This is a genomic window from Streptomyces sp. NPDC043870 (genome assembly GCF_056435785.1).
This window is the reverse complement of record NZ_JBWKDT010000034.1, coordinates 1-25,295: the sequence shown is the minus strand read 5'-3', so window position 1 is coordinate 25,295 and position 25,295 is coordinate 1. Positions and strand designations below refer to the sequence as shown.

24 protein-coding genes are annotated in these 25,295 nt (G+C 71.8%); 11 read left to right on the top strand and 13 right to left on the bottom strand.

The window, feature by feature from the left end:
• Positions 1–79 precede the first annotated feature (79 nt).
• The gene (locus AC0699_RS30545; RefSeq protein ID WP_478666832.1) at positions 80–1,228 is read right to left on the bottom strand and encodes a flavin-containing monooxygenase; all 1,149 of its coding nucleotides are present in this window, start codon (positions 1,226–1,228) and stop codon (positions 80–82) included.
• Between the two features lie 130 nt (positions 1,229–1,358).
• Here AC0699_RS30545 and AC0699_RS30540 point away from each other — a divergent pair, with 130 nt between their 5' ends.
• Both AC0699_RS30540 and AC0699_RS30535 read left to right on the top strand, forming a co-directional pair.
• On the top strand, positions 1,359–1,808 hold the full coding sequence (locus AC0699_RS30540) for a DoxX family protein (RefSeq protein ID WP_478666828.1): 450 nt from the start codon (positions 1,359–1,361) through the stop codon (positions 1,806–1,808).
• Positions 1,808–2,290, top strand: coding sequence for a Zn-ribbon domain-containing OB-fold protein (locus tag AC0699_RS30535; protein ID WP_478666827.1), 483 nt, complete (start codon positions 1,808–1,810; stop codon positions 2,288–2,290). Before AC0699_RS30540 ends, AC0699_RS30535 begins: the two co-directional genes overlap by 1 nt.
• Here the strand turns inward: AC0699_RS30535 and AC0699_RS30530 are convergent.
• Positions 2,262–2,405 (bottom strand): hypothetical protein, encoded by a 144-nt coding sequence (locus AC0699_RS30530; RefSeq protein WP_478666822.1) that lies wholly within the window; start codon positions 2,403–2,405, stop codon positions 2,262–2,264. The genes AC0699_RS30535 and AC0699_RS30530 overlap by 29 nt on opposite strands.
• A gap of 1,107 nt (positions 2,406–3,512) precedes the next feature.
• Positions 3,513–4,283 carry a TetR/AcrR family transcriptional regulator gene (locus AC0699_RS30525; protein WP_478666819.1) on the bottom strand — a complete coding sequence of 257 codons (771 nt, stop codon included), beginning with the start codon at positions 4,281–4,283 and terminating at the stop codon, positions 3,513–3,515.
• 105 nt (positions 4,284–4,388) lie between these two features.
• Here AC0699_RS30525 and AC0699_RS30520 point away from each other — a divergent pair, with 105 nt between their 5' ends.
• Entirely contained in the window at positions 4,389–5,627 is a 1,239-nt protein-coding gene (locus AC0699_RS30520) for an FAD-dependent monooxygenase (RefSeq protein ID WP_478666816.1), read from the top strand.
• A gap of 32 nt (positions 5,628–5,659) precedes the next feature.
• Positions 5,660–6,514 (top strand): endonuclease/exonuclease/phosphatase family protein, encoded by an 855-nt coding sequence (locus tag AC0699_RS30515; RefSeq protein ID WP_478666812.1) that lies wholly within the window; start codon positions 5,660–5,662, stop codon positions 6,512–6,514.
• A gap of 182 nt (positions 6,515–6,696) precedes the next feature.
• Here AC0699_RS30515 and AC0699_RS30510 read toward each other — a convergent pair whose 3' ends face one another.
• The 5 genes from AC0699_RS30510 to AC0699_RS30490 form a co-directional block, all read right to left on the bottom strand.
• Entirely contained in the window at positions 6,697–8,301 is a 1,605-nt protein-coding gene (locus tag AC0699_RS30510; RefSeq protein ID WP_478666810.1) for an alpha/beta hydrolase, read from the bottom strand.
• A 194-nt stretch (positions 8,302–8,495) separates the two neighbouring features.
• A complete protein-coding gene (locus tag AC0699_RS30505; protein WP_478666809.1) occupies positions 8,496–9,182 on the bottom strand; it encodes a pyridoxine/pyridoxamine 5'-phosphate oxidase in 687 nt (228 codons plus the stop codon).
• Between the two features lie 10 nt (positions 9,183–9,192).
• Positions 9,193–9,618 (bottom strand): pyridoxamine 5'-phosphate oxidase family protein, encoded by a 426-nt coding sequence (locus AC0699_RS30500; protein WP_478666807.1) that lies wholly within the window; start codon positions 9,616–9,618, stop codon positions 9,193–9,195.
• Between the two features lie 282 nt (positions 9,619–9,900).
• On the bottom strand, positions 9,901–11,136 hold the full coding sequence (locus AC0699_RS30495; protein ID WP_478666804.1) for an FAD-dependent monooxygenase: 1,236 nt from the start codon (positions 11,134–11,136) through the stop codon (positions 9,901–9,903).
• Positions 11,137–11,261: 125 nt separating this feature from the next.
• Positions 11,262–12,437 carry a thiolase C-terminal domain-containing protein gene (locus AC0699_RS30490; RefSeq protein WP_478666801.1) on the bottom strand — a complete coding sequence of 392 codons (1,176 nt, stop codon included), beginning with the start codon at positions 12,435–12,437 and terminating at the stop codon, positions 11,262–11,264.
• A 48-nt stretch (positions 12,438–12,485) separates the two neighbouring features.
• Between AC0699_RS30490 and AC0699_RS30485 the strand changes: the two genes are divergently transcribed.
• The 3 genes from AC0699_RS30485 to AC0699_RS30475 all read left to right on the top strand — a co-directional run bounded on the left by AC0699_RS30485 (position 12,486) and on the right by AC0699_RS30475 (position 14,741).
• On the top strand, positions 12,486–12,860 hold the full coding sequence (locus AC0699_RS30485) for an iron chaperone (RefSeq protein WP_478666798.1): 375 nt from the start codon (positions 12,486–12,488) through the stop codon (positions 12,858–12,860).
• Positions 12,861–12,969: 109 nt separating this feature from the next.
• The gene (locus AC0699_RS30480) at positions 12,970–14,259 is read left to right on the top strand and encodes an acyl-CoA dehydrogenase family protein (protein ID WP_478666794.1); all 1,290 of its coding nucleotides are present in this window, start codon (positions 12,970–12,972) and stop codon (positions 14,257–14,259) included.
• Positions 14,259–14,741, top strand: a complete 483-nt coding sequence (locus AC0699_RS30475) for a nitroreductase family deazaflavin-dependent oxidoreductase (protein ID WP_453664244.1) — start codon at positions 14,259–14,261, stop codon at positions 14,739–14,741. Before AC0699_RS30480 ends, AC0699_RS30475 begins: the two co-directional genes overlap by 1 nt.
• Before the next feature lie 173 nt (positions 14,742–14,914).
• Here AC0699_RS30475 and AC0699_RS30470 read toward each other — a convergent pair whose 3' ends face one another.
• A complete protein-coding gene (locus AC0699_RS30470; RefSeq protein WP_453664246.1) occupies positions 14,915–15,562 on the bottom strand; it encodes a TetR family transcriptional regulator in 648 nt (215 codons plus the stop codon).
• A gap of 249 nt (positions 15,563–15,811) precedes the next feature.
• Between AC0699_RS30470 and kbpA the strand changes: the two genes are divergently transcribed.
• Together kbpA and afsK are read left to right on the top strand one after the other, a co-directional pair.
• A complete protein-coding gene (gene kbpA / locus AC0699_RS30465) occupies positions 15,812–16,699 on the top strand; it encodes an AfsK-binding protein KbpA (RefSeq protein ID WP_478666789.1) in 888 nt (295 codons plus the stop codon).
• A 160-nt stretch (positions 16,700–16,859) separates the two neighbouring features.
• Complete coding sequence (afsK, locus tag AC0699_RS30460; protein WP_478666786.1) at positions 16,860–19,286, top strand: protein serine/threonine kinase AfsK; 2,427 nt, start codon at positions 16,860–16,862, stop codon at positions 19,284–19,286.
• 178 nt (positions 19,287–19,464) lie between these two features.
• Here afsK and AC0699_RS30455 read toward each other — a convergent pair whose 3' ends face one another.
• Entirely contained in the window at positions 19,465–20,088 is a 624-nt protein-coding gene (locus tag AC0699_RS30455; protein WP_478666783.1) for a hypothetical protein, read from the bottom strand.
• Between the two features lie 312 nt (positions 20,089–20,400).
• On the opposite strand from AC0699_RS30455, the gene AC0699_RS30450 reads away from it, so the two are divergent.
• The gene (locus AC0699_RS30450; protein ID WP_478666780.1) at positions 20,401–20,964 is read left to right on the top strand and encodes a hypothetical protein; all 564 of its coding nucleotides are present in this window, start codon (positions 20,401–20,403) and stop codon (positions 20,962–20,964) included.
• 79 nt (positions 20,965–21,043) lie between these two features.
• Here the strand turns inward: AC0699_RS30450 and AC0699_RS30445 are convergent, their stop codons facing one another.
• The 3 genes from AC0699_RS30445 to AC0699_RS30435 are packed head-to-tail and all read right to left on the bottom strand — an operon-like array spanning position 21,044 to position 23,473.
• Positions 21,044–21,886, bottom strand: coding sequence for an enoyl-CoA hydratase/isomerase family protein (locus tag AC0699_RS30445; protein WP_478666775.1), 843 nt, complete (start codon positions 21,884–21,886; stop codon positions 21,044–21,046).
• Positions 21,883–22,314 carry a Zn-ribbon domain-containing OB-fold protein gene (locus AC0699_RS30440; protein WP_478666772.1) on the bottom strand — a complete coding sequence of 144 codons (432 nt, stop codon included), beginning with the start codon at positions 22,312–22,314 and terminating at the stop codon, positions 21,883–21,885. The genes AC0699_RS30445 and AC0699_RS30440 overlap by 4 nt, the downstream gene beginning before the upstream one ends.
• 1 nt (position 22,315) lies before the next feature.
• On the bottom strand, positions 22,316–23,473 hold the full coding sequence (locus AC0699_RS30435; RefSeq protein ID WP_478666768.1) for a lipid-transfer protein: 1,158 nt from the start codon (positions 23,471–23,473) through the stop codon (positions 22,316–22,318).
• Between the two features lie 72 nt (positions 23,474–23,545).
• Between AC0699_RS30435 and AC0699_RS30430 the strand changes: the two genes are divergently transcribed.
• Positions 23,546–25,123 (top strand): FadD3 family acyl-CoA ligase, encoded by a 1,578-nt coding sequence (locus AC0699_RS30430; RefSeq protein ID WP_478666764.1) that lies wholly within the window; start codon positions 23,546–23,548, stop codon positions 25,121–25,123.
• The last annotated feature ends 172 nt before the right edge of the window (positions 25,124–25,295 follow it).

Here is a 25,295-nt window from a genome sequence, read left to right as displayed (position 1 = left end):
GTACTGGCTACCGGGCGCCTGGTCCGCGCGGGACTCCGTCCTGTGTCCAGTGGCTACCGGTCTCCTGTGCTCGGTGGCTTCAGCGCGCCAGGGCCTTGGCGATCTTCCTTGCGTCCAGCGCCATTTCGCGGAACATGCCGCTGATCGGATTGGTGAAGCCCGTGAAGTACAGGCCCGGGGTCTCGCGCGGGGTGCGGGCCCCGTGGACCGTCGGGCGGCCCCGGCCGTCCAGGACGCCGAGGTGACCCACCAGGGGTTCCAGGGCGCGGTCGTAGCCGGTGGCCGCGATCACCGCGTCCGGGGCGAGGTGCGAGCCGTCCGCCAGGACCACTTTGCCGTCGTCGAAGGAGTCGACCGCGGCGACCGGTTCCACCCGGCCCGCCCGCACCGCGTCGATCAGGCCGACGTCCTGGACCGGGATGGCCCCCTGGCGGACCCGGGAGTAGAGCCCCGTGTCCGGTCGGGGCAGCCCGTGCGCCGACAGATCGGGCACGGATATCCGGCACATGAGGTCGCCCGCCTTGTCGACCAGCCGGACCGGGAGGCGGCGCACCAGGATCCCGGTGCGCTGGGCGGGCCAGCCCGCCGTGGAGCGGCGCACGATGTGCGGGACGGTGCGCACGGCCAGCCGTACCCGCGCCGCGCCGCCCGCCACGAGGTCGACGGCGATCTCGGCACCCGTGTTGCCGACGCCGACGACCAGGACGTCCTTGCCCGCGTACGGAGCCGGATCGCGGTACGCGGAGGCGTGCAGCAGCTCGCCCGGGTACGTGTCCCGGCCCGGCCAGTCCGGTATGCGCGGGGTGTGGTTGTAGCCGGTGGCCACGACGACGGCCCGCCCGGTGAGCCGGCGCCCGCCGCTCGCGTGCAGCACCCAGTCGGTGCCGACGGGCTCGATCCGGGAGACCTCCACCCCGGTGATCAGCTCCAGCTCGTGGAACTCCGCGTACTTCTCCAGGTAGCGGATCACATCGTCCCGGGCCACCCACCGTCCGGACTTCCGGGGTATGGCGAGCCCCGGCAGTGCCGACAGCCGCCGGGTCGTGTGCAGCCGCAGCCGGTCGTAGTGTCCGCGCCAGGACGCCCCGACGGACTCCGACTTCTCCAGGACGACGGCCCGTACGCCCCGCCTCCGCAGCGCGGCCGCGACGGCGAGGCCGCCGGGACCTGCGCCGATGACGTACACGGGGCGGTCGTTCGTGAGAGCCATGGGTCTGTGGTCGGGCATGGGTGCTGAGCGTAACGGGGTGCTGTTGCGAATCGGTCACGGTGGGCTACCTCTTGCGCTTCCGATGTTCCATCCGGTGAACTGACGTACCGTCAGATGAGAGTGGGAGACGCGAGGGGAGGGGCCCGGAATGCAGACCGTCTGGCTCACCGGTGCCGAATGGCTTGCCGTCCTCCGCATCGGCCTCGGCCTGTGGTGGCTGGAGAGCTGGCGGCACAAGGACAAGAAGGGCTGGTTCGAACGCGGCACCGGCATCGCCTGGGCGGCCGACGTCGCCGCCAAGCACCGGTGGGAACTGGTGCGATCCGGCTTCGACACGGTCGTGGCGCCCCGCCCGAAGACCATGGCGTACGTCGTGGTCTACGCCGAGCTCGCCCTCGGCCTCGGCCTGATCGCCGGCTTCCTCACCCCGGTCGCCCTCGTCGGCGGCCTGCTCCTCAACCTCCTCTACCTGGTCCTGATGATCCACGACTGGGCCGAGCAGGGGCAGAACGCGATGATGGCGCTGATCTCGCTCGTCGCCCTCTTCGCCATGTCCTGGCAGACCTGGTCCCTCGACCACGCGATCGGTCTGTTCTGATGACCGCGGCGACGCCCGGCATCGACGACTTCACGCGGCCCTACTGGGACGCGGCGGCCGGAGGCCATCTGCTGATCCGTCGCTGCGGCGGGTGCGGGCGGGCTCACCACTATCCGCGCGAGTTCTGCCCGTACTGCTGGAGCGAGGACGTCACCTGGGAGCGGGCGAGCGGCCGCGCCACGCTCTACACCTGGTCCGTCGTCCACCGCAACGACCTCCCGCCGTTCGGCGCCCGCACGCCCTACACGGCGGCCGTCGTCGATCTTGCCGAGGGCCCGCGCATGATGACAGAGATCGTGGAGTGCGCGGAGGCGGACCTGCGCATCGGGATGGAGCTGCAGGTGACCTTCCGGCGCGAGGGCGAGGGCGAGGGCGAGGGCGAGGGCGAGGTCGGGGGCGGGGTCGGGGGCGGGGGAGAGGATGAGAGCGAGGGCGCGACTGCGGTGCCGGTGTTCACCAGGCGTCGATCATCCGGTGCATGACCGCGACGGGCAGCGCCGGGTTGCCGACCGCGTTGCGCGCGGTCTCCGGGTCCCGTAGCAGCCGGACCAGCACCTGCGCGGGCAGCCGGGGGTGCCGGGCCGCGGCCCACCGCACGCTCTCCCGGGGATCGTCCAGCAGTCGTACCGTACGCGCACGCCGCCGTCGGGGTCGGCGAGCAGTGCCTCCCGTGCCGCGGCGCCCAGACGGGGCCAGGCGTGCGGGGCGGCCGAGGCGCGCACGCGCGGGTCTTCGTCCGCGACGAGTGAGGTCAGCAGCCGCTGCGGCAGCTCAGGGAAACGGGCCGCCTCGGCGCGGAGGCGGGCGTCGGGGCTCGTGGCGAGCTGCTCGTACCCGTCGTCGGTCAGCTGCGCGCCTCTGTCGGCGGCCTCCCCGGCGAGGAGGACCCGGTGCGCAGGGCGCGGCTCGCCGAGGACCAGCCGCGTCCACTGTTCCGCGGTCATGGCCACGCGCCTCTCCACCAGACGTCCCCGTACGTTGACGTCCGGGTGGGAGACGGCCGCTTCGACCACCGGAGCCGGCAGATCACTGCCCCAGAGGAACCCCGGCTCCATGACGAGCAGCCGCAGCAGCACGTCGTCGGGTGCGGCACGGTTGCATTCCAGCCACTCCAGCCACGTCCCGCGCACCCGCCTCGTGGGTGCGGGCCCCCGGAACAGCCACTCCCAGGCGGCCTCCCGCTCCTCCGGTGTCTCCCGCGCCGCCTCCTGCGCGGCCTGTTCCTGGCGCTCCTTGATCCGGTCCACGGCGATGAGCCAGATCTCGTACTCCTCGGACGTCACCCCCAGCAGCGCGTCCCCGTCGGTCGAGACGGTGAGGAACTCCGGCTGCCCCGGCCGGTCCCCGAGCACCCCGGCGAGGTCCCACTGCTCGCCGAGCCGTACCCGCACCCATGGCCCGCAGCAAGAGCCGGCGGCATTGATGAGGAACACACCGTCCTCATCGATCACTCCGTACTCGGTCGCGAGCCGGTGCCACTGCGCGTTGATCTCGGCGACCGGGTCGGGGTGGTCCTCCCGCACGGTGGCGGTCGGTTCGGTACTCACAGCGGCGACCGGCTGCCACGCGGCCCGCGGCGGCAGTACGTTCTCGTCCCGGGGCCAGTCGCCCACGATCTCCAGCCCGGCGCGCCGCATCAGTCCGGCGAACTCTTCTCTCCACCCCGTCATGGGAGCCATCATGCGCCAGGGCCTGTCCCAGGCCCTATGCCGCGCGTCGTTCGATGAGCGCCCCCAGCCCGTCCAGGATGCGTTCCAGGCCGAACTCCAGGGCCTGGTCCTGGCCGCCCGACTCGGCCGCCGACCGCATCGCGGACAGCAGCGCCGGGTAGCGGTCGCCGTGGTCGCGCATCACCGTGCCCAGCGCGGCGGCCAGTTCGGCCTCGGGACTGCCGGAGGGGCCGGCCGCGCGGGCCTGTTGGGCAATGCCGCGGACGTGGCTGGTGAGCAGGACCACCGCGTCCATCCGCTCGCCTCCGGTGAGGCCGGTGTCGTCCAGGGCGGTGAGGGCCTGTTCCATCCAGGCCAGCTCCTTCGGGCCCATGAGCCGCGGGCCGACCGTGGCGTCGAGCAGCCAGGGGTGGCGCTGGAAGACCGCGACCAGGCGGCGGGACCAGTCCGCGAGACCTGTCCGCCAGTCGGCCGGTGCGCCTGCCTCGGCCTGTGCGGCGGCCTTGAACCGTGCGGCTCCCGCGGTCGGCGCCGCTGACCCGGCCGGGGCCTCGTCGATCGCGGTCTCCACCATCAGTGCCACGAGCTCCGCCTTGCCGGGCACGTACCGGTAGAGCGACATCTTCGTGAAGCCGAGCAGCTCCGCCACCCGCTGCATCGACAGAGCCGCGAGCCCCTCGGTGTCCGCGATCCCGATGCCCGCCCGCGCGATGCGGTCCAGGCTCAGCGCCGGCTTCGGGCCCCGCTTGGGCTGTGGATGCAGGCCCCAGAGGAGTCGCATCAGCTCGTTCGGACGGTCGGTCATGGCTCGCTCTCCAGCCTTTCGCTCTTGCCAGGCGCAAAAACTGTGTCTACCGTACACAGCAAGAAACAGTTTCCGATGGACACAGTTCTAGGGGAGTGGGAAAGAATGGACAGGAAAGTCCTGATCTCGGGTGCGAGCATCGCCGGTCCCGCGCTCGCGTACTGGCTCGGCCGCTACGGCTTCGAGGTCACCGTCGTCGAGCTCGCCCCCGCCCTCCGCGAGGGCGGCCAGGCCGTCGACTTCCGCGGTGACACACACCTCACGGTGCTGGAGCGCATGGGCGTACTCGACGAGCTGTGCCGGATCCGGACCGGAGGCAGCCCGATGCTCTTCGTCGACGAGCGGGGGAAGCGGCAGCTGCTCCTGCCCGGCGATTTCGCGGGCGGCGACCTCGAAGTCCTGCGCGGTGACCTCGCCCGCGTGCTCCACCGGCACAGCCTCCCGTACGCCGAGTACGTCTTCGGGGACACGATCACCGCGCTCGACGAGACCGGTGCCGGCGTACGGGTCGCCTTCCGGCACGGCGCGCCCCGCGAGTTCGACCTCGTCATCGGCGCCGACGGGCTCCACTCGAACGTCCGCCGCCTCGCCTTCGGGCCCGAGGAGAAGTACGTCAGCCACCTCGGCCACTACGCCGCCTGCTGGAGCCTGCCCAACTACCTCGGAGCCGGCTTCGGCGAAGGCTCCGTCGGCTACAACGCACCCGGGCGCCTCGCGTCCGTCGGCACCGACAACCGCCACCCCGAACGGGCCGGCGCCTTCTTCGTGTTCGCCTCCGACGAGCTGACGTACGACCGCCACGACCAGGAGCAGCAGAAGGCGCTGATCGCGGACGCCTTCGCCGGACTCGGCTGGGATGTGCCGCGACTCCTCGCATCCCTGAAGGACGCCCCGGACCTCTACTTCGACTCGATCAGCCGGGCCGACGTCCCGACCTGGTCCACGGGCCGCATCGCCCTGGTCGGCGACGCCGCCTGCGGCGCCACCATCGGTGGCATGGGCTCGGGGACGGGCATCGTGGCCGCCTACGTACTCGCCGGAGAGCTCGCCCGCGCGGGCGGCGACCACAGCGGCGACCACACCACCGCCTTCACCCGGTACGAGAGCCTCATCCGCGGCTACGCGGAGGGCTGCCAGAAGGGCGGCGACCGCACGGGCCCGTTCCTCGCCCCCGGCAGCACGACCGCTCTGCGGCTGCGCAACTGGATGCTGAGCCGCCGCTTCTTCCTCAACTGGATGCTCAGGGAGGGCAAGAAGGTCACCAGTGTGATCGACCTGCCGGACTACGCGCCGGAGCTGAGCCGCCGCCGGACGGCGGAAGGTGGCATCGCCAGGCACCGGTGACAGCGAGGCCGCCGACGGCGAGGATGCGGACCATGCACGTGGTGACGTGGAACGTGTGGTGGCGGTTCGGCCCGTGGGAAGCACGCAGCAAGGCGATCCTGGCCGTGCTGCGCGAGCTGCGGCCCGATGTCGTCGGCCTGCAGGAAGTGTGGGCGGACGACGGGGAGAACCTGGCGCGGTGGCTCGCGGACGAGCTGGGCCTGCACTGGACCTGGGCGGCCTCGCCCGCCCCGCAGCGGTGGCGGCGGCGGATCGGGGACGCGACGGTCGACATCGGCAACGCCGTGCTCAGCCGGTGGCCCGTCGTGGACCAGGACGTGGTGCGGCTGCCGGCGCCCGAGGACATCGACGACGGACGGCTGGGGCTGTACGCGCGTTTGGACGCCCCGCACCACCAGGTGCCGTTCTTCACCGCCCACCTGACCTCCGTGGCCCATGCGTCGGCCGTGCGCTGCCGGCAGGTCGAGACCCTCGCCCGCTTCGTCGCCGGTCACTCGCAAGGGACCGCGTTCCCTCCCGTGGTCACCGGCGACTTCAACGCCTTCCCGGACTCCGACGAGATCCGGCTCCTCGGCGGCTACAAGACCGCACCCGCCGTACCCGGCCTCGTGCTCTTCGACGCCTGGGAGTACGCGGAGCCGGCGACGACGCCCCCGCCCACCTGGGATGCGGCCAACCCCTATGTCGCCGCCGGCTTCGGGCCGAGCGCCCGTATCGACCACATCCACGTCGGGCCGCCGGGCCCCGGCGGAATCGGCCACGTCCGCTCCGTCCGCCGCGCGGGCGACGGGCCCGTCGACGGGATCTGGCCCTCCGACCACGCCGCGGTCGTCGCGGACCTCGTACTGCCGGAGGTCCCGAACGCGACCCGCACGTCGTGCATGTGACGCAGGGTCGCAGCCTTGTCGCGTACGCCCTCGCCGATAAGGGCGGGAAGTAGACCGCGGGGTCGTTGCGGACTCAGCCGTCGCCCTCGCGTCGCGACGTGGGGCTCCCGCTCTGCGGAAGCCCCACGTCCACTCACGTCACCCCAGCTGTACCGGGATCAGAACCAGGATCAGGACCAGGATCAGAAGCGGCCGGCCATCCCAGGGATGCCCCGGGGCGTGGGCACCGGAAGCCGGCTCGCGTCCCTCTCCTGTCCGGCCGCGGCCTGGCAGGTCACGTCCTTCGACGGGAGCTTGCCGGTGGTCAGATAGGCGGTCGCCGGCTTGTCGGCGCACGACTTGTTGCCGTAGATGCCGTGGCCCTCACCGCCGGCGACGGTGACCATCCGCGAGCCCTTCAGGGCCCGGTGCAGGCCGAGTCCGCTGGACAGCGGAGTCTGGGAGTCCCACTCGTTCTGCAGGACGAGCACACCCGTCTTGTTGTCGATCGTGGTGGCGGGCTCGCTGCCGCTCTTCTTCCAGAACGCGCACGGCATGATGTTGGACGCGAAGTCGCCGTACAGCGGGTACTTCGCCTTGTCCCGGATCGCGTCGCGGCGGTACTGCTCGGGGTCGCGCGGCCAGGCGCGGGTGTCGGAGCAGAGGACGGACCAGAAGGCGGCCTCGCCGTTGTCCGAGGGCACGGCCGGGCCGAAGGCCGACGGCGCCGGGCGCTCGGGTGCCGTGGACTCACGGGTGAGAGCCGACGGCTTGCCCGCGGCGGCCTTCTTCAGCTCGGCGACCTTCTCCGCGGCCTCGCGCACGCTGAAGAAGCCGGCGCGCCCGGCGCGGATGTCGTCGCCGGTGAGGGACATTCCGTCGAACTCGATGGGCTTGCGGTCGGCCTGGGCCACCAGGTCCCAGAAGGTCTTGCGGACCGCACCCGGAGTCTTGCCCAGCTTGTACGTCGCGTGCCGCTGGGCGGTCCACTCGGTCCACCGCGCGAACGCGGGCTCGGCACCCTCGGCCCACACCTGGATCATTCCGCGCCAGATCCGCTGCGGGTCGACGGCGCTGTCCAGCACGAACCGGTCGGCGCGCCGGGGGAACATCTGGGTGTAGACGGCTCCGAGATAGGTGCCGTAGGAGTAGCCGAGGTAGGAGATCTTCTTCTCGCCCAGCACGGCCCGGATCACGTCCATGTCGCGGGCCGTGTTGCGGGTGGTGATGTGACTCAGCTTGTCGCCGTTCCTGGCGGCGCACTTCTCGGCGACCGTCCGGGCCCACTTCACGTCCTTGGCGAACGCCGCCGCCTTGTAGGGCCGCTCCCAGTTCCGCTCGTCTTCGCTCAGACCGCAGCTGACGGGGGAACTCTTGCCGACACCGCGCGGATCGAAGCCGATGAGGTCGTACGTCTTCCGCACGGACGCGGGCAGCTCGGTCGCCATGATCAGCGGCATGGCGAGACCCTCACCACCCGGTCCGCCCGGGTTGAGCAGCAGCACCCCGCGGCGCTCTGCGGCGCTGCTCGTCCGCATCCGCGACATCGCGATGTCGATCTTCTTGCCGCCGGGGCGGTTGTAGTCGAGCGGCACCTTGATCGTGGCGCACTGGTAGCCGGCCGGGGATCCGCTGTCGCAGCGGTGCCACCGGGGCTTCTGTTCGAGGTACTGCTTGAGGGAGTTCGGCGCCTTCGGCAGGTTCGGCGCGGTCCCGGGGTTCGGGGCGGCGGAAGCTGTCGCAGGGGCGAGGACCGGAATCAGGGTGGCGACGGCGCTCACCGCCAGGAGGGGGGCTATTCGTCTCATGCGCACGTGGGGAAGGCCCTTTCGGATCAGTGCGAGTGGGCGCACCAACCCTTTCGTGCACAGCAGTTGGGGCGAATCCCTCGAAGGGTCCGGGATTCGTCAGACCTTGGGGGGACGGACCGGGGCCGCAGTTGGTCCTGGAGTCGGACAGCCGCGACGGGCCCCGGCCCGTCTTGCTCAGTTGGGCTGCGGAGCTACGGCCAGAGCAGCTCGCGCACCCAGCCGACGTCCTGGCCCTCGCCCTCGCGCCGGTACCGCAGCCGCACGTGCCGCCTGCGTGCGTCGCCCTGGAAGAACTCGACCTCGTACGGGTCGAGGACGTACACCGTCCACGTCTTCGCCGTCGCGTCCGGCTCGGCGGTCGCACGCTCCCAGGCCGCCTCGCTCGCCCGCACCAACTCCTCGTACGAGCCGAGCACTTCGCTCTGACGGCCGACCAGCGCGGAGGCCAGCGCGCCCGTCGATCGCGCGTGCAGATCGGTGTACGCCTCCTCCGGAGTGCCCGGCACCACCCGTCCGCGCACCCGGACCTGGCGGCCCTGCGCGGACCAGTAGAAGCCGAGCGCGGCTTCGGGGTGGGCGGCGAGCTGGCGGCCCTTGGTGCTGGTGGCGTGCGAGGCGAAGTGCCAGCCGCGGTCGTCCGCGTCGTGCAGCATCAGCGTCCGGACGTCGGGGCGGCCGTCCTCGTCGACGGTGGCGAGGTTCATCGTGTGCGGCTCGGGCTGGCCGGCCGCCGCGGCCTCGGCGAACCACCGGCGGAAGAGCGGCAACGGCTCGGCGGGGGCGCTGTCGGGCGAGAAGGAGGGCAGCTCGGTGTCCCAGACCCGCAGGGACCTGAGCAGCTCGTGGAACTCGTCGGCGTCGTCGGGCGCGTGTGTCATGCGCCGATCCTCACACCTGGCCCAGTTCCGCCGACAGCCACTTCTCCGGACGCATGTGGATCACCACCTGCTCGCCGTGGGCCTTCTCGGCGAACTCGAGGTAGCCGTCGACCTTCTCCGCCGGGAGGTAGCGCGCCGACATCTCCCGGAGCAGTTCGCGGGTCCCGGGAGCCGTCCGGGTCACCGGGCCCTCGACGGAGACGTACCGGATGGTGGGTTCGAGGCGGTCGACCAGCAGCGAGAAGCGTCCTGCCGCGCTGATCAGCTGGTGCTTCCGGGAGTCGAGGCCGGTCAGGATCCACACCTCGCCGCCCGGCTCGTACTGGTACCAGATCGGCACGGTGAGGGGCCCTCGCCCCGCTCCGCCGTCCACCGCGAACGCCGCGACATGGGGCTGCGCCAGGAACTGCTCACGCTCTTCACGGGTCAGGGCCACGGGAGTCTCCTTCACAGGTCGAGCGGGATCGAGCGAGATCGAGCGGGATCGAGCGCGATCGCGCACGGTTTCACACGGTCTCGCACGGCAACGAGATCGTTCCTCCACTGTGCCGTACGGGTGCGCGGCGTTTCGCGCTCCGCCCGGGCGGCGTGTTCGGTTTCGGCCAGAGCCGGCTCCGCCCGGGGCCGTACGCCGGTCCGGACCCCGTGGTTTCGTACGCCGGGTAGGACCTGCTCGGGTCGTACGCCGGGTCAGACCCGCGCGGCGACGTACGCCGGGTCAGACCCGCGCGGCGACGTACGCCGTGTAGTCCTCGACCGGGACCGCCCGGGCAGCCTTCTGGATGTCCTCGCGGATCTTCTTCGCGACGAGGTTCTTCCACGGTGTGCGCGGCAGGATGCGGAGCATCCACAGCCGCATCGCGATGCCCCGGCGCGAGGCGACCGTCATCTCCTTGGCGAACCGCTCCGCGAACCGCTGGTTCATCTCGATGCCCGGCCGCATCACCCGCTCGTAGTTCTCGTACGCGACCGTGTGGTCGCCGCGCGCCGCCGCCAGCTCGCCGGCCAGGACGTACGCCCCGGTCAGCGCCAGGCCCGTGCCCTGCCCCGAGGCGGGCGACGCGCAGTGCGCGGCGTCGCCGAGCAGCACGACGCGCCCCTTCGACCAGCGGTCCATCTCGATCAGCGTGAGGGAGTCGAAGTAGAAGTCGTCGGCGGCCCGGGCGTTCTGCAGCATCCGCGGGATCTCCCACCCGTCGCCGGCGAAGGCCTCGGCGAGCAACTGCTTCTGCCGCTCGGCGTCGCGGTGGTCGTACGCGAGCTCGGGCGAGCGGAAGACGAGGAAGTTCTTCGCGGACGTCTCGCCGCTGGAGCTGTATGCGCACACCAGCTTCCCGGGCAGCGCGTGGTACGTCTCCCAGCGGTCGAGCCGCAGGTCGTTGGGTGCGGTGAAGATCGAGATGTAGGCGCCGAGGTGGCGCGTGAACTGCTTCTCGTCCCCGAAGACGAGCCGCCGGGTGTTCGAGTGCAGTCCGTCGGCGCCGACGACGAGGTCGAAGCGGCGGACCGTGCCGGACTCGAAGGTGACGGTGACGCCGTCCGCGTCCTCGTCGAGGGCGGCGATCGAGTCGCCGAAGACGTACTCGACGTCGTCGCGGGTCTTCTCGTACATGATCCGCGCCAGTTCGCCGCGCATGATCTCGTCGTCGCCCTCGGTGCGGCCGCCGAAGATCTCGGCGGGCAGCTCGGCGATGGTGCGGCCTGCGCCGTCGACGTACGAGCCGCCGGCCATGTCCGTGGAGTTGCGGCGTATGTCGTCGAGGATGCCCATCCGCTCGCACACGTCGATCGAGATGCCGCGCAGGTCCACCTTGTAGCCCCCGGTGCGCAGTTCGGGCGCGCGCTCGACGACGGTCGGGGCGAAGCCGTAGCGGTGCAGCCAGAGGGCGAGGGCGGGGCCCGCGACGGAGGCGCCGGAGATCAGGACCGTCTTGTTGACCAGGTTCGCGTGCATCGGGACTCCCGTTGGGTTGGGGGTGGGGGCGGCGCCACCGCGGTGCCGCCTGCCGATGCCTCGACTATACGGATGTCCTACACGCTTGTCTATGACGCTTGTATGGATTCTTGGGGGGCCGTGGATCAGCGGCCCAGCACCACCGTCCCCGACGAGCAGAACCAGCCCCCCGTGCCCGACGCCACCGCCAGCTCCGGAACGCTTCCGTCCGCCCGTCGCACCTGATGTCCGCCCGCCTCGCCGCGCAGCTGCCGCACCGCCTCCACCAACAGGAACAGCCCCCGCATCCCCGGATGGCAGGCGGCCAGGCCCCCGCCGTCCGTGTTCACCGGCAGCTCCCCGTCCAGCCGTAGCCGCCCCTTCTCGACGAACGCCCCGCCCTCGCCCTTCGCGCAGAAGCCGAGGTCCTCCAGGGTCACGAGCGTCATGTACGTGAACGCGTCGTAGATCTCGGCGATGTCGATGTCCTGCGGCCGGACCCCCGCCCGCTCGAACGCCAGCCGCCCCGAGACGGCGGCGGGGGAGACCGTGAAGTCCTCCCACTCCGACATCGTGGTGTGCGAGACGTGTTCGCCCGTGCCGAGAATCCACACCGGGGCCTTCGCCGTCTCCGGTACGTACTCCTCGGCCGCCAGCAGCACCGCACAGCCGCCGTCGCTGCGGATGCAGCAGTGCAGCTTGGTGAACGGGTCGGCGATCATCGGCCCCGCGAGCACGTCGTCCACCGTGACCGGGTCGCGGAACATCGCGTCGGGGTTGTGCGAGGCGTTCGCCCGCGCCTGGACGGCGACCTCGGCGAGCTGCGCCGCCGTCGTGCCGTACTCGTGCATATGGCGGCGGGCGGCCATCGCGTACTTGGCGATCAGGGTGTGCCCGTACGGCGCCTCGAACTGCAGCGGCCCGCGCGCGCCGAAGGAGAGGTTGGAGGTGCGGCGCCCGGCGCGGATGTCGGCGCGGGCCGTCGAGCCGTACACGAGCAGGACGGCGTTGGCGTGGCCCGCGGCTATGGCGTCCGCGGCGTGCGCGGCCATGACCTCCCAGGTGGCGCCGCCGACGGCGGTGGAATCCACCCACCGGGGCCTGAGTCCCAGGTATTCGGCCACCTCGACAGGGGCGAACGTGCCGAGGCCGGCCGAGGCGAGGCCGTCGACGACCGAGCGGTCGAGCCCGGAGTCGGCGAGGGCGCGACGGGCGGCCTGGCCGTGCAGGGCGTAGGGAGTGGGGCCGTCGACGCGGCCGCAGTCCGAGAGGGATATGCCGACGATGGCGACCTTGCGAGGGCTGCGCTGAGTGGTGGGCATGAATCTGACGGTACATCAGATTCGGATGCCCGGAGGTACGCTCGTGGCATGGTCCGATCCTCTGCCGCAGACGTCGACGGCTATCTCGCGGAGGTGGCGCAGCCCGACCGGCTGACCGCGCTCGTCCGCATCCGCGAGCTGTGCCGTACCGAGCTCCGGAGCTACGAAGAGGTGATGGCGTACGGCATGCCCGCCTACCGCCGTGCGGGCGGCGAGCCCGAGATCGCCTTCGCCGACCAGAAGCAGTACATCTCCTTCTACCTGATGCGTGCGGACGTCAGGGAGGCGTTCGAAGGGCGGCTTGCCGACCAGGACATGGGCAAGGGGTGCCTGCGCTTCCGCCGGGTCGAGAGGGTCGACTTCGATCTCGTGCGGGATCTGTTGAAGGCGACCCAGGGCGCCGGGCCCGGCGACGTCTGCTGACGGCCGCGGTGCGTCCCGGTGGTGCGTCCCGGTGGTGCGCGCCGGGCTCTGGGCATCTGGGGCTCTCCCGCTTAACATGACGGCCCGTCAGATGACGAGGGAGCCATCCATGGACGCCGCCTTCACGCCCGAGCAGACCGAGATCCGCGCCACGCTGCGTGCGGCGTTGTCCCGGGGAGCGCCGCCCGGGCCGCCGGAGCGTACCGCGGCCGGCTCCGCCGGCGACGGACCCGGGTACGACCCGGGGCTGTGGGCGCGGCTGTCGGCCGAGCTCGGGCTGCCCGGGCTGGCGGTGCCCGAGGCGTACGGGGGTGTCGGGTGCGGGACCGCGGAGCTCGCGCCGGCGTGCGAAGAGCTCGGGCGGGCGCTTGTACCGTCGCCGCTGTTCGCGACGGCCGGGCTCGTGGCCCCGCTGATCGGTGCGCTCGGCACGGACGCGCAGCGTTCGGCGCTCCTGCCGCGACTCGCGGACGGCTCGCTCACCGCCACCCTCGCGGTGCCCGGCGGCAGCCTCGCCACCGCGCTCGCCCTCACCGGTGACAACGCGGACGGTGCGTGGGCCGGGGGTGGCCGGGCCGGCGGTGTGCAGGCGAGGCCCGCCGGCGACGGCGGGTGGCTGCTGTACGGGGAGGCCGCGCAGGTCCTGGACGGACACAGCGCGGGGCTGCTCCTCGTCGCCGCGCACACCGGCGGCTTCGCGCGCGGCCGCACGCTGCTCTTCCTGGTCCGTACGCCGGACGCGGACGGGCTGCGGCGCACCCGCTGGACCGCCCTCGACGAGACCCGGCCGCAGGCCCGTGTCGAACTCCGGGACGCCCGCGCGGAGTTGCTCGGCGGCGACGACGGTCATGGCGATCGCATCGGTGCCGGTGCCGGTGCCGGTGCCGGTGCCCGTGCCAGTGCCAGTGCCAGTGCCGCTGACGGCGACGGCGTGGCCGTCCGCGCCGCGCTCGCAGCCACCGGACGCACCGCCGCCGTGCTGCTCGCCGCCGAAGCCGTCGGCGCGGCCGCCTCCGCCCTGGACCGGACCGTTGCCTACGTCAAGGACCGCGAGCAGTTCGGCCGGCCCATCGGCTCGTTCCAGGCGGTCAAGCACCGTCTCGCCGATCTGTACGTACGCGTCCAGTCGGCCCGTTCCGCGGCGTACTACGCGGCCTGGGACCCGTCGGAGGGCGGGCTGGCCCTCGCCCAGTGCCTCGAGGCACTGCGGGTCGTCACCGGTGAGGCGATCCAGCTGCACGGCGGCATCGGCTTCACCTGGGAACACGAGGCGCATCTGTTCTTCAAGCGGGCCGCGTCCGACGAGCTGCTCTTCGGCCCGGTCCACCGGCTGCGGGACCGCGCGGCGGAGGCGGCGGGGCTGTTCGCGCCCGGCGGCCGAGAGGTGGTCGGCGTCTGATGCCTCCCGGATTCCGCATGATGCAGAAGGTGTCCTCCACCCGGGTCTTCGCGAAGATCGCCCCGCACTTCATCCCGGCCATGGACCGCGCCGTCCACCGGCTCACCCGTGGAAAGGTGCTGCTCAGCGCGCAGATGCTGCCGGGGGTCGTCCTCACCGCCCGGGGAGCGAGATCCGGGCTGCCGCGCCGTACGCCACTGGCCTGTATGCCGGAGGAGCGGACCGGTACCTGGATCCTGATCGGCTCGAACTTCGGCCGGCCCGGCCATCCGGCCTGGACGGGCAATCTGCTGAAGCATCCCGAGGCGGAGGTCAGCTGGAAGGGCGAGGACGTCCCTGTCCGTGCGGAACTTCTCGCCGGCGCGGAGCGGGAGGCGGCCTGGCGGGCGGTGCTGGCGTTCTGGCCGCCGTACGCGACGTACCAGGCGCGGGTGGAGCGGGAGATCCGGCTCTTCCGGCTCACGCGCCGCGACAAGGCCTAGGCCGGACAGGCCCCTGGACAGTCCCCGGACAGGGCCCAGGTGCCCAGGAAGATCCGCCGGGCAGGCCCCCAGGTGCCCGGGACACGGGAACGCCGACGGACGGTCACCCTCGTGAGCCGTCCGCCGGCGTGACAGGACGTGGCGCGGGCGCGCCCGTGTTCGCGCCCGACCCGTTACTTCACGGGCTTCTTGCCCGTGATGCCCAGATGCACCAACAGCGCCAGGTTCGGCTTCAGTTCGGCCTGTTTGACGCCCCAGGTCTGGAAGCCCTTCTGGTGCGACGCGACCGACGCCAGCATCGCGACCAGAGAGCCCGCCATCGCCGCCGGGCTCACGTCCTTGTCGACCTTGCCCTTGGACTGGAGCTCCTTCACGGCGTCGGTGAGGGAGTTGGTGACCGAGTTCAGGATTTTCATGCGGATCTTGTAGAAGCGCTTGTCGCCCTCGGCCGCGCCGAGGTCCACCACGCGCAGAATCGCGTCGTGCTTGCGCCAGAAGTCGAGGAATCCCTCGACGAGCTGCTCCGCGGTCTGCCAGCCGGCCTTGCCGACCCAGGAGCGGCCGGACACCAGATCGGTCAACCCGGCGCCCTCGGTGGCCATTTCCTCCGCGATCTCGAGGACCGCGCCCTCGACGTCCGGGAAGTACTGGTAGAAGGTCGCGGGCGAAGTCCCCGCCTTCCGGGCCACGTCGATGACCTTGACGTCCCGGTACGGCGAGGAGCTGAGCATCTCGCTGAGGCAGTCGAGCAGCTTCTGCCGCGTCGCCTGGCCGCGTCGACCGGCAACCCGGCCGTCGACGGTGCGTACTTGTCCTGTCATGCCGTCAGCTTACCGAGGGGTGATCGGCGCGCGATTCGGCCGACTGCAAATGGGGTGGGACCCCGTGTGGGCTAATAGTGTTATCAACAGCCTGTGGATAACTTCGGTGGACAACTCAACGAAAAGCACTTCTCTGCGTGCAGCGCGCACCACGTTCCGCTTGACTGTGACAGGCGTCACAGACTGTGCTTCACATGCCGGGCTTCACGCGCTGTGCTCCATGCGCTGCGCTGAGGAAGGGATCAGGCCATGGCCGCATTCACGGAGGGCATGCCGTGCTGGGTGGACGCCCAGCTGCCCGACCTCGAGGCGGGCAAGCGTTTCTACGCCGAGCTCTTCGGCTGGACGTACGGCACGTACGAAGAGGACACAGCTGAGCGGTACGGCCACTACACCGAGGCCTTCCTCGACGGGAAGCGCGTGGCCGCCCTCGTCCCCAAGCGCGACGGCCGCATGCCCACCACCTGGGGCATCTACTTCGCCACCGACGACGCCGTCAGGACCGCGGCGAAGATCAGGGACGCCGGCGGCCAGGTGATCACGGCCCCGGTGCCGGTGGGCCGCTTCGGCACGATGGCACTTGCCGCGGACCCCGGCGGCGCGGTCTTCGGGCTCTGGCAGAAGGGCGAGCGGTCCGGCTTCGAGGTCCAGGGCAAGCCAGGCTCGTTCTGCTGGACCGAGGTCTATACGAGGGAGAAGGAGCAGGTCGACCGCTTCTACGAGGAGGTCTTCGGCTTCCAGGGCACCCCGCTGCCTGATGACGCCGTCGACTATCTGATGTGGTCGCCCGCCGGGACGGAGGCCGGCGAGGAGACGGCGATCGGCGGTCGAAGCGTGATCACCGATGCGTTCCCGGCCGAGATGCCCGGCCATTTCCTCATCTACTTCTCCGTCGGGGACTGCGACGCCGCCGTGGAGACGGTGACCCGCCTCGGCGGCCGGGTCACGGCACCGCCCTTCGACATCCCCTACGGACGGATGTCCGTCGTCACCGACAACCAGGGCGCGTCCTTCGCGGTCCTGGCCGAGCCGGAGGCCCGGCCCGGGGCCGAGCAGCAGACCAAGCAGGACACCGGGCCGGAGACCAAGCCGGAGACCAGGCCCGAGACGGGGCCGGAGGCCGAACCCGAGGCCTGACGCAGGGCCGTGACCGGGGGCCGGAGGCCACCGGACCGACCCCAAAATGAGCCGAGACACCCCGGAACGCCCCCGGGTTCGCAACCGTCGCCTTCGGCAGGAACAATCAGGGGCGACGGGGCCGTACCTACATGGCCCGTACGGGGAGGTGGCAGGCGAAGTGGAGCAGCTGACGCAGCATGACCCGAGGCGGATCGGCCCCTTCGAAGTGCTGGGACGGCTCGGAGCCGGCGGCATGGGGCTGGTCTATCTCGCACGGTCGGCGTCGGGCCGGCGTGTGGCTATCAAGACGGTGCGCACCGAGCTCGCCGAGGACCAGCTGTTCCGCGTCCGTTTCACGCGCGAGGTGGAGGCCGCCCGGGCGGTCTCCGGCTTCTACACCGCGGCCGTCGTGGACGCCGATCCGCGCGCCGCCGTGCCGTGGCTCGCCACCGCCTATGTTCCCGCGCCCTCCCTCGAAGAAATAGTGAATGAGTGCGGGCCCATGCCGGCCCAGGCGGTGCGCTGGCTCGCGGCCGGTATCGCCGAGGCGCTGCAGTCCATCCACAGCGCGGGCCTCGTCCACCGCGACCTGAAGCCGTCGAACGTCCTCGTCGTCGAGGACGGGCCGCGCGTGATCGACTTCGGCATCGCGTCGGGCGTCTCCAACACCCGTCTGACCATGACGAACGTCGCCGTTGGCACCCCCGCCTACATGTCGCCCGAGCAGGCCCGCGACTCGCGGAGCGTGACCGGCGCGAGTGATGTCTTCTCGCTCGGTTCGACACTGGTCTTCGCGGCGACCGGGCACGCCCCCTTCCACGGTGCGAACCCCGTGGAGACGGTCTTCATGCTGCTGCGCGAGGGCCCGGACCTGGCGGGGCTGCCCGACGAGCTGCGGCCGCTGATCGAGTCCTGCATGCAGATGGAGGCGGGGCTGCGGCCCTCTCCGGAGGATCTGCAGGCGCAGCTCGCGCCGCACCTGTTCTCGTCCGGCAGTGACGACAGCGGTACGGCGTCGGCGTGGCTGCCGGGCAGGGCCGTGTCGATGATCGAGCAGCGCCGCGGCGGCCGCCCGTCGAGCGGCGGTGGCGCGGGTGCCGGTGCTGGTGCGCGTGCGCCGGAGCCGCCTCCCGTGCCGCCCCGGCCCGACCGCGTTCCTGACCGTGCCTCCGACCGCGCCGACTGGGACGCGGCCTGGCGCGGCGGCAACGACCCCCGTACCGGACACGCCCGCCCTGCACCCGGCCCGGGCGCGCAGCCCGTGCCCGACGGCCCCGTACGGCTGGCCGGAGCCAAGGTCCCGATCGGTCCCGGCCCGCGTGTGGCGGCGGGGCGCAGTGCCGTCGGCGTGGACGCCGGTCCTGCCACCGGCTGGGTCCGCCCGCCCGGCGGCGAGGCCGCCACCAGCGCCGTGCCCGCCCCCGCGTCCCAGCCCGTCCCCGCGCCGACGCCGTCCCCGGACGGCGGCCCGGCGCGCTGGCGGCCGTGGCGGTTCCGGATGTCGAACGACGTCTGGGGCACCCCGGTCGTCGACGGGGACCTCCTGTACGTCACCTCCTTCGAGGTCCACGCCCTGGACGTGGGCACCGGCCGCCGCCAGTTCAAGACCCGCGACGTCGCCTGGGCGATGGCCGTCGCGGGCGGCCGTATCCACGGCTCCGACGGGCCGACGCTCTACGCGCTGGACGCGGCGGACGGCAGCGAGCGGTGGCGGCTGCAGACCGACGCCTGGGTGTACTCCCTCAAGGCCGCCCGTGGCACGGTCGTCACCGGCACCCGGGGCGGCGGCGTCCAGGGCCGGGAGGCCTCCAGCGGCGAGAAGCTGTGGGAGCTCACCGGAGCGCAGACCGACTTCGAGACCCCCGAGGCCGGGCCCGCGCTGTTCGACGACACCGTGTACGTATGGCGCAACGCCCGGCTCCAGGCCCTCGACGCCCGGACCGGCTCGGAGCGCTGGTCGTATCCCGTGGGCGACGCCGCGTCCTGCGGCGGTGTGCCCGTCCGGGTGACGCAGGCGCCCGACGGCTGTACGTACGTCGCGGCCGGCACCCGCGTCCTGTGCGTGGACACCGCGAGCGGCCAGGTGCGCTGGCACTTCGAGGCGCCCGCGGTCTTCCTCTCCCCGCCGGCCTACGTGCCCGGGCCCGCCGTGACCGGTGGCGGGGTCTATCTCGCGGACTATCTCGGCACGGTGTACGCGATCGACGCCACGACCGGCAAGGACCGCTGGCGCATCGCCACCGAGTCCCGCCAGTCGATCGAGCCGGTCCTCGTCGCCGACGGCAACGTCCATGTCGGCAGCGGCAGCGCGCTCTACACGCTGGACGCGGTCACCGGCACGCCCAAGTGGCGGTTCGCCGCGGGTGGCGAGGTCATCGGCGCGCCGGTCGTCGCCGATGGCCGGGTGCACTTCGGCTCCGCCGACCATGTGCTGTACACGCTGGACGCGAGCGGCGGGCAGCTCCGCTGGAAGCTCGCGACCGGCGGCGAGATCACCGGCTCCCCGGTCGCGCGGGGCGGCGTCGTGTACGCCTGTTCCAAGGACCGCTGTGTGTACGCGCTCGACGCGGTCAAGGGAACGGCGACGGGGCGGGGCTCGAAATGAGCCCGTCCGGGGATCCCCCCCAGGCGAAGCTCCGGGGGAGATTGAGGACACGGCCGAAGGCCGTACGGGGTGGGGCTCGCCCCCACGCGGCGGAGCCGCACATCGACACAGCCGGGAAGGGGCGAGGCGGGGCAGCATCCACAGTGCGGCTCCGCCGCGTGGGCTCCCCGCAGGCGTCCTACGGCTGCCGCCACTCGTCGCGGAACGGATCCTGGCCGGGGCCTGCTCCGTACGGGTCGGGGCGCGGGCGGCGCGGGGCCGAGGGGTCGGATGGGTACGTCGGCAGCGGCCGGGTGTCATCGGGCGCCGGCGCCCGGCTGTAGTAAGGCGCCTCGTCGGCCGGCGACGGGTACGCGGGCTCGGGCTCCTCGACCCATTCGACCCTCGGGGCGCGTCCGCTCATCACCACCGCGGCCAGCAGCAGGAGGACGCCGCCGCCGAACGCGGCCGCGACACCGTCACCGAGAGCGGGGCCGGTACCGCCGACCGTGATGCTGCCGGCGGCCTGCCCCTGGCGCACCGTCCACAGGACGACGAAGCCGAGGACGATGAGCCCGGCCAGCGCCACCAGCATCCGCGACCGCAGCACCACCCCGACCAGGGTCACCAGTGCGGCGAATGCGAACGGCAGCAGGATCGACGCCGTGGCCGATCCCGCCGACGCGTCGGTGATCCCCCCGAACAGATCCTGAATCCGGTAGTCGCTGCCGTGACGGCCGCCGTACCAAGCACGGAAGGGGCTCCAGACGGCGGCCGTCGCTCCGGCGAGAGCGATGACCGAGCCGACGACATTGCGGACCATGGCCGGCCTCCTCTCGGGGCAGACGGTACGCCCGCGGGTCGTGGTTCGCGACTGCTAAATTGTCGCGCGTTCATCAAGTTTGCCAAAGGGGGCGGCGAGGTTTCGCCGGCGTGTGGCCGTACCGGCGCCAAGTCCACGTCCACGTCCAGGAACGACAAGCCCGCCGCGACCCTGCGTCTCACCTCGCGGGTCGGTGAGTGCCTGATCAGCGACGTCAGCGTGGAGTTCTGAGCGGTCTCGCAGCACTGTTAGGGTGACGTGCGCCCGTCAAGTCGGGCTTCGTCTTCCCACACTTTCAACGGGGGTTGCAAAGTGAAGATTCGTCATGTCCGCGCTGTCGCCGTCTTCGGCATCGCCGTCGTCGCTCTCACCGGAGCCCGCGGCTCCCACGGCGGCGGCTGTTCCAGCGGCTCGCACTCGTCCTCTTCCTCCAGCAGCAGTGGCGGTTCCAGCAGCAGCGGCTCCACCAGCGGCGACTACGACGGCAGTTCGTCGACCGGCTCCACCACGGGCGACTCCAGCAGCAGCTCCAGCTCGGGCTCGATCACCGGCAGCAGCAGCGGAGGCAGCAAGGCCAAGGGTCGCGCCGAGGACGACGTCAAGATCGAGTCCTGCGTCTTCGACCCGTCGCGCGGCATGGTCGCCCGGGTCAGTGCGACCAACAAGAGCGACTCCGAGCGCTACGACTACAAGTTCAGTGTCCGGTTCACCGACCCCCAGGGCACTCTGGTGCGGGAGAGCAACTCCACCATCCCGTGGGTCGGCCCCGGCACCACCGACACCCTCGACGTCGCCGCCTCCTACGTCCCCACCTCGGGCGACGGCAGCGGCGGCAAGTGCCGGCTCACCAAGGTCAGCCGCACCGTCGCGTCGTAACGCCGCTTCGCTCCCCCGTGCGTACCCGGCCCGGACCGGACCGGGTACGCACGGCGTGCTCGCCTCGCGGCAGCGGGCGTCAGCGCACCCGGAAGTCCGGACGGCGGGCGGAGAACAGCTCCGCCTGGCGCTCCGGCGGCAGATTGCCGAGCGTGATCAGCTGCGGCGCGTGCGCGAGCGCCTGTGAGCGCGCCGCCTCCTTCGCCGACCAGACCGCCCGTACCGTCCCCTGCACCGCCTCCGTCGGATACGACGCGATCACCGTCGCGCACCGCACCGCGGCAGCGACCTCTTCGCCGGGCGGCGTCACCTCACTGACCAGCCCGGTCTCGTACGCGCGCCGGGCCGAGACCCGCTCGGCCGTGCCCATCAGCGCCATCCGGGCCACCTCCCCGAACGGCATCCGCATCGCCATGTGGACCGACTCGTACGCGCTGACCATGCCGTACGTCGTATGCGGATCGAAGAATTGCGCGTCCTCGGCCGCGATCACGAACTCCGCCTCACCCAGCAGGTAGAACGCCCCGCCGCAGGCAAGCCCGCGCACCGCCGCGATCACCGGTTTCCACAGGTCGTTGGTCTTCGGGCCGATCGCGATCAGCGGATCGTCGATCGAGTACGGCGACGACGGCTGCGGCACCTCCACGGTCCGGTCGATGCCCGTGCAGAACGCCTTCCCGCCGGCGCCGGTGACGACGACGGCCCGTACGGTGTCGTCGAAGCGGAACTCCCGCCACGCGGCGGAGAGTTCCGTAGCCGCGGCGAGGTCGACGGCGTTGTGCCTGGCGGGCCGGTCGAGGGTGACGACGGCGACGCCGGTCTCCTTGTCCCGCTCGACGCGGATGCCGGGTGCGCCGGGTACACGGGGTGCGTCGGGTGCACCAGGTACGCCGGGTGTGCCGGGTGTGCGGGGTGCGCTCATGAGCGCTCCAGCAGCCAGCGCGGCACGGTCGGGCCGCCGTCCCCGAGCTCGGTGAAAGCCACCCTCACGGCAGCCCCGATACGCAGCCGCGCCGGATCGACCGAGTTCAGCGGCGCGTCGGGGGCAGCCACCACATTCCCGACGAGCCTGATGCGCGGGGCTTCGGCGAGCTCGACGACGACCGCGTTGTACGGGGCCTGCTCGGCGTACGCCGGCAGCAGCGGCGGATGCGGGAGTACGTACGACCAGATCCGGCCACGTCCGCTCATCCGGCGCCACTCGCTGTCGAACGACTGGCAGTGCGGGCAGCAGGGGCGGGGCGGAAACCGCAGTTCGCCACAGCCGGTGCAGGCCTGTATGCGCAGCTCCCGCTGGGCGGCGTACTCCCAGAAGGGGGCGCCGTCCTCGTCGACAACCGGTGTCAGCATCTCAACTCCTGAGCAGTACGGCCGATGTGGGAACGCCTTCGCCCGCCGTGACGAGACAGGTCGCGGCATCGGGCACCTGCGCGGTGCTCGTGCCGCGCAGCTGCTTCACACCCTCGTTGATGAGGTTGAAGCCGTGGACGTACGCCTCGCTGAGCCCGCCGCCACCGGTGTTGAGGGGCAGCCGGCCGCCGATCTCCAGCGCGCCCCCTTCGGTGAACGCGGCTCCTTCGCCCCTTCCGCAGAAGCCGTAGCCTTCGAGCGACAGCGGGATGAGCGGGGTGAACGCGTCGTAGATCTGGGCGACGTCGATGTCCTGCGGCCCGAAGTCGGCGGACTTCCACAGCTGCCGGGCGGCCGTCCAGGCGGGACCGGTGAGCGGGTCGTCGTTCCAGTAGTTGACCATGCCGTGGTGCTGGGCGGGCAGGCCCTGGGCGACGGAGTGCACGTACACCGGCTTGTGGCGCAGGTCCCGGGCCCGCTCGGCGGAGACCAGCACGCAGGCCAGCGCCCCGTCCGTCTCCAGGCAGTTGTCGAAGAGGCAGAGGGGCTCGCTGATCCAGCGGGAGGTCATGTACATCTCGCGGGTCAGCGGCCGCTCGTACATCATGGCGGCCGGGTTCTGGTTGGCGCGGTTCCGGCAGGCCAGGGCGACGTTGAAGAGGTGGTCGCGGGTGGCGCCGTACTCGTGCATGTAGCGCCGCGCCAGCATGCCGATCTCGTCGGCGGGGCGCAGCAGCCCGGAGGGCCGGGTCCACTGGCCGGGGGTGGGCAGCTGAACGGCGGTGTTCTTCCAGGGCCTCGGCCCGGAGCCGCGTTTGCGCGACCGCCAGGCGACCCCCACACTCGCCTGACCGGTCGCGATGGCGGCGGCGAGATGGGCGAGGGTGGCGCACGAGCCGCCGCCGCCGTATCCCACCTTGCTGAAGAAGGTGACATCGCCCGCACCGATGGCCTTGGCCACCTCGACCTCGTCGGTCTCCTCCATCGTGTACGAGGCGAAGCCGTCGACCTCGGCGGGTGCCAGACCCGCGTCGTCGAGCGCGGCGAGGATGGCCCGGCAGGCCAGGGTCTTCTCGGATTCGGGGAGATGTTTCGCGAAGGGGGTCTGTCCTATCCCGGCTATCGCGGTCGCGTCCTTGAGGCTCTTGAGGCTCGCCATGGGGGCGAGCGTACAGCTAATCTGACGGACAGTCAGCTACTGCGGCGGGGACGGACGGCGGGAGGTTCAGCGATGCGCGGCGACCTGGAGTGGGGCTCCATCCCGAGGCTGGTACGGAGTGCCGCGGAACGGTACGGGGAGCGGGAAGCCGTCGTCGAGGGCCGTACGCGCGTCTCGTACGCCGAGCTCGGCGAACGTGTCGAACGCGCGGCCGCGGCCTGCATGGCCGCAGGCGTCGAGCCGGGCGACCGCGTCGCCGTCTGGGCGCCGAACACCCTCGACTGGATCGTCTCCGCACTCGGTGCGGTGTCTGCGGGCGCCGTGCTCGTCCCGCTGAACACCCGCTTCAAGGGCACGGAAGCGGCGTACGTCCTGGAACGCTCCCGCGCCAGACTGCTCTTCATCACGGGCACGTTCCTGGGGACGTCGTACGTGGCGTCGCTGCGACGCGCGGAGGTGGAGCTTCCGCATCTGGAGCAGGTGGTGGTGCTGGGGGACAGCGCGCCCGAGGACTACCGGACGTGGAAGGACTTCCTGGCGGGCGGCGACACCGTCACCGCCGACGAGGTGCGCTCCCGTGCCGACTCCGTGGCCTCGTCCGCACTCTCCGACATCATCTTCACCTCGGGTACGACGGGCGCTCCCAAGGGCGCGATGATCACACACGCCCAGACCCTGCGCTGCTACGCGATCTGGTCCGACCTGGCGGGCCTCCGGGAGGGCGACCGCTACCTGATCGTGAACCCCTTCTTCCACACCTTCGGCTACAAGGCGGGCATCATCGCGTGCCTGATGCGGGGCGCGACGATGGTGCCGCAGCCGGTGTTCAACGTGGACACGGTGCTCGCGAACATCGCGGCCGAACGCATCTCCGTCCTCCCCGGCCCGCCGACCCTCCACCAGTCCCTCCTGGACCACCCGGCACGCGACACCCACGATCTCTCCGCGCTCCGGCTCGTCGTCACCGGTGCCGCCGTCGTCCCGCTCCAGCTCGTGGAGCGCCTCCGCAACGAACTCCACATAGCCACGGTCCTCACGGCGTACGGCCTCTCCGAGGCGTCCGGCATCGTCACCATGTGCCGCCGCGGCGACGCCCCCTCGACGATCGCGTCCACCTCGGGCCGCGCCATCCCCGACACCGAGGTCCGCGTCCTGGCCGCCCCCGGCGAACCCGGCGAGGTCCTGGTCCGCGGCCACAACGTCATGCAGGGCTACTTCGAGGACCCGGACGAGACGTCCGAGGTCCTCGACGCGGACGGCTGGCTCCGCACGGGCGACGTGGGCGTCCTGGACGCGGCCGGCAATCTCCGGATCACCGACCGGATCAAGGACATGTTCATCGTCGGCGGCTTCAACGCGTACCCGGCGGAGATCGAACAACTCCTCGGCCTGCACCCGGACATCGCGGACGTCGCCGTCATCGGCGTCCCGGACGGCCGCCTCGGCGAGGTCGGCAAGGCGTACGCGGTGCGGCGGCCGGACTCGACACTGACGGCGGACGACCTCATCGCCTGGTCGCGCAGGGAGATGGCGAACTACAAGGTGCCGCGGGAGGTGGAGTTCGTGCCGGAACTGCCGCGGAACGCGAGCGGGAAGGTACTCAAGACGGAGCTCAGGGAGCGGTGCGCGTCGAGGAGTGCGGCGACCTGATCGCCGCTCCCAGGACGCGAAGGAGCCGGGCTGGATGCCCGGCTCCTTCGCGTTGCCACAACATGCCGCGGGGGGGGGGGGGCCCCCTCCCCCCCGCCGGGGCCATACCCCGTCTAAGGGCGGGTCCCGGGGGTTTCTGGGGGGGGGGGGGGGGGGTGTTGCTCGGGGTGGG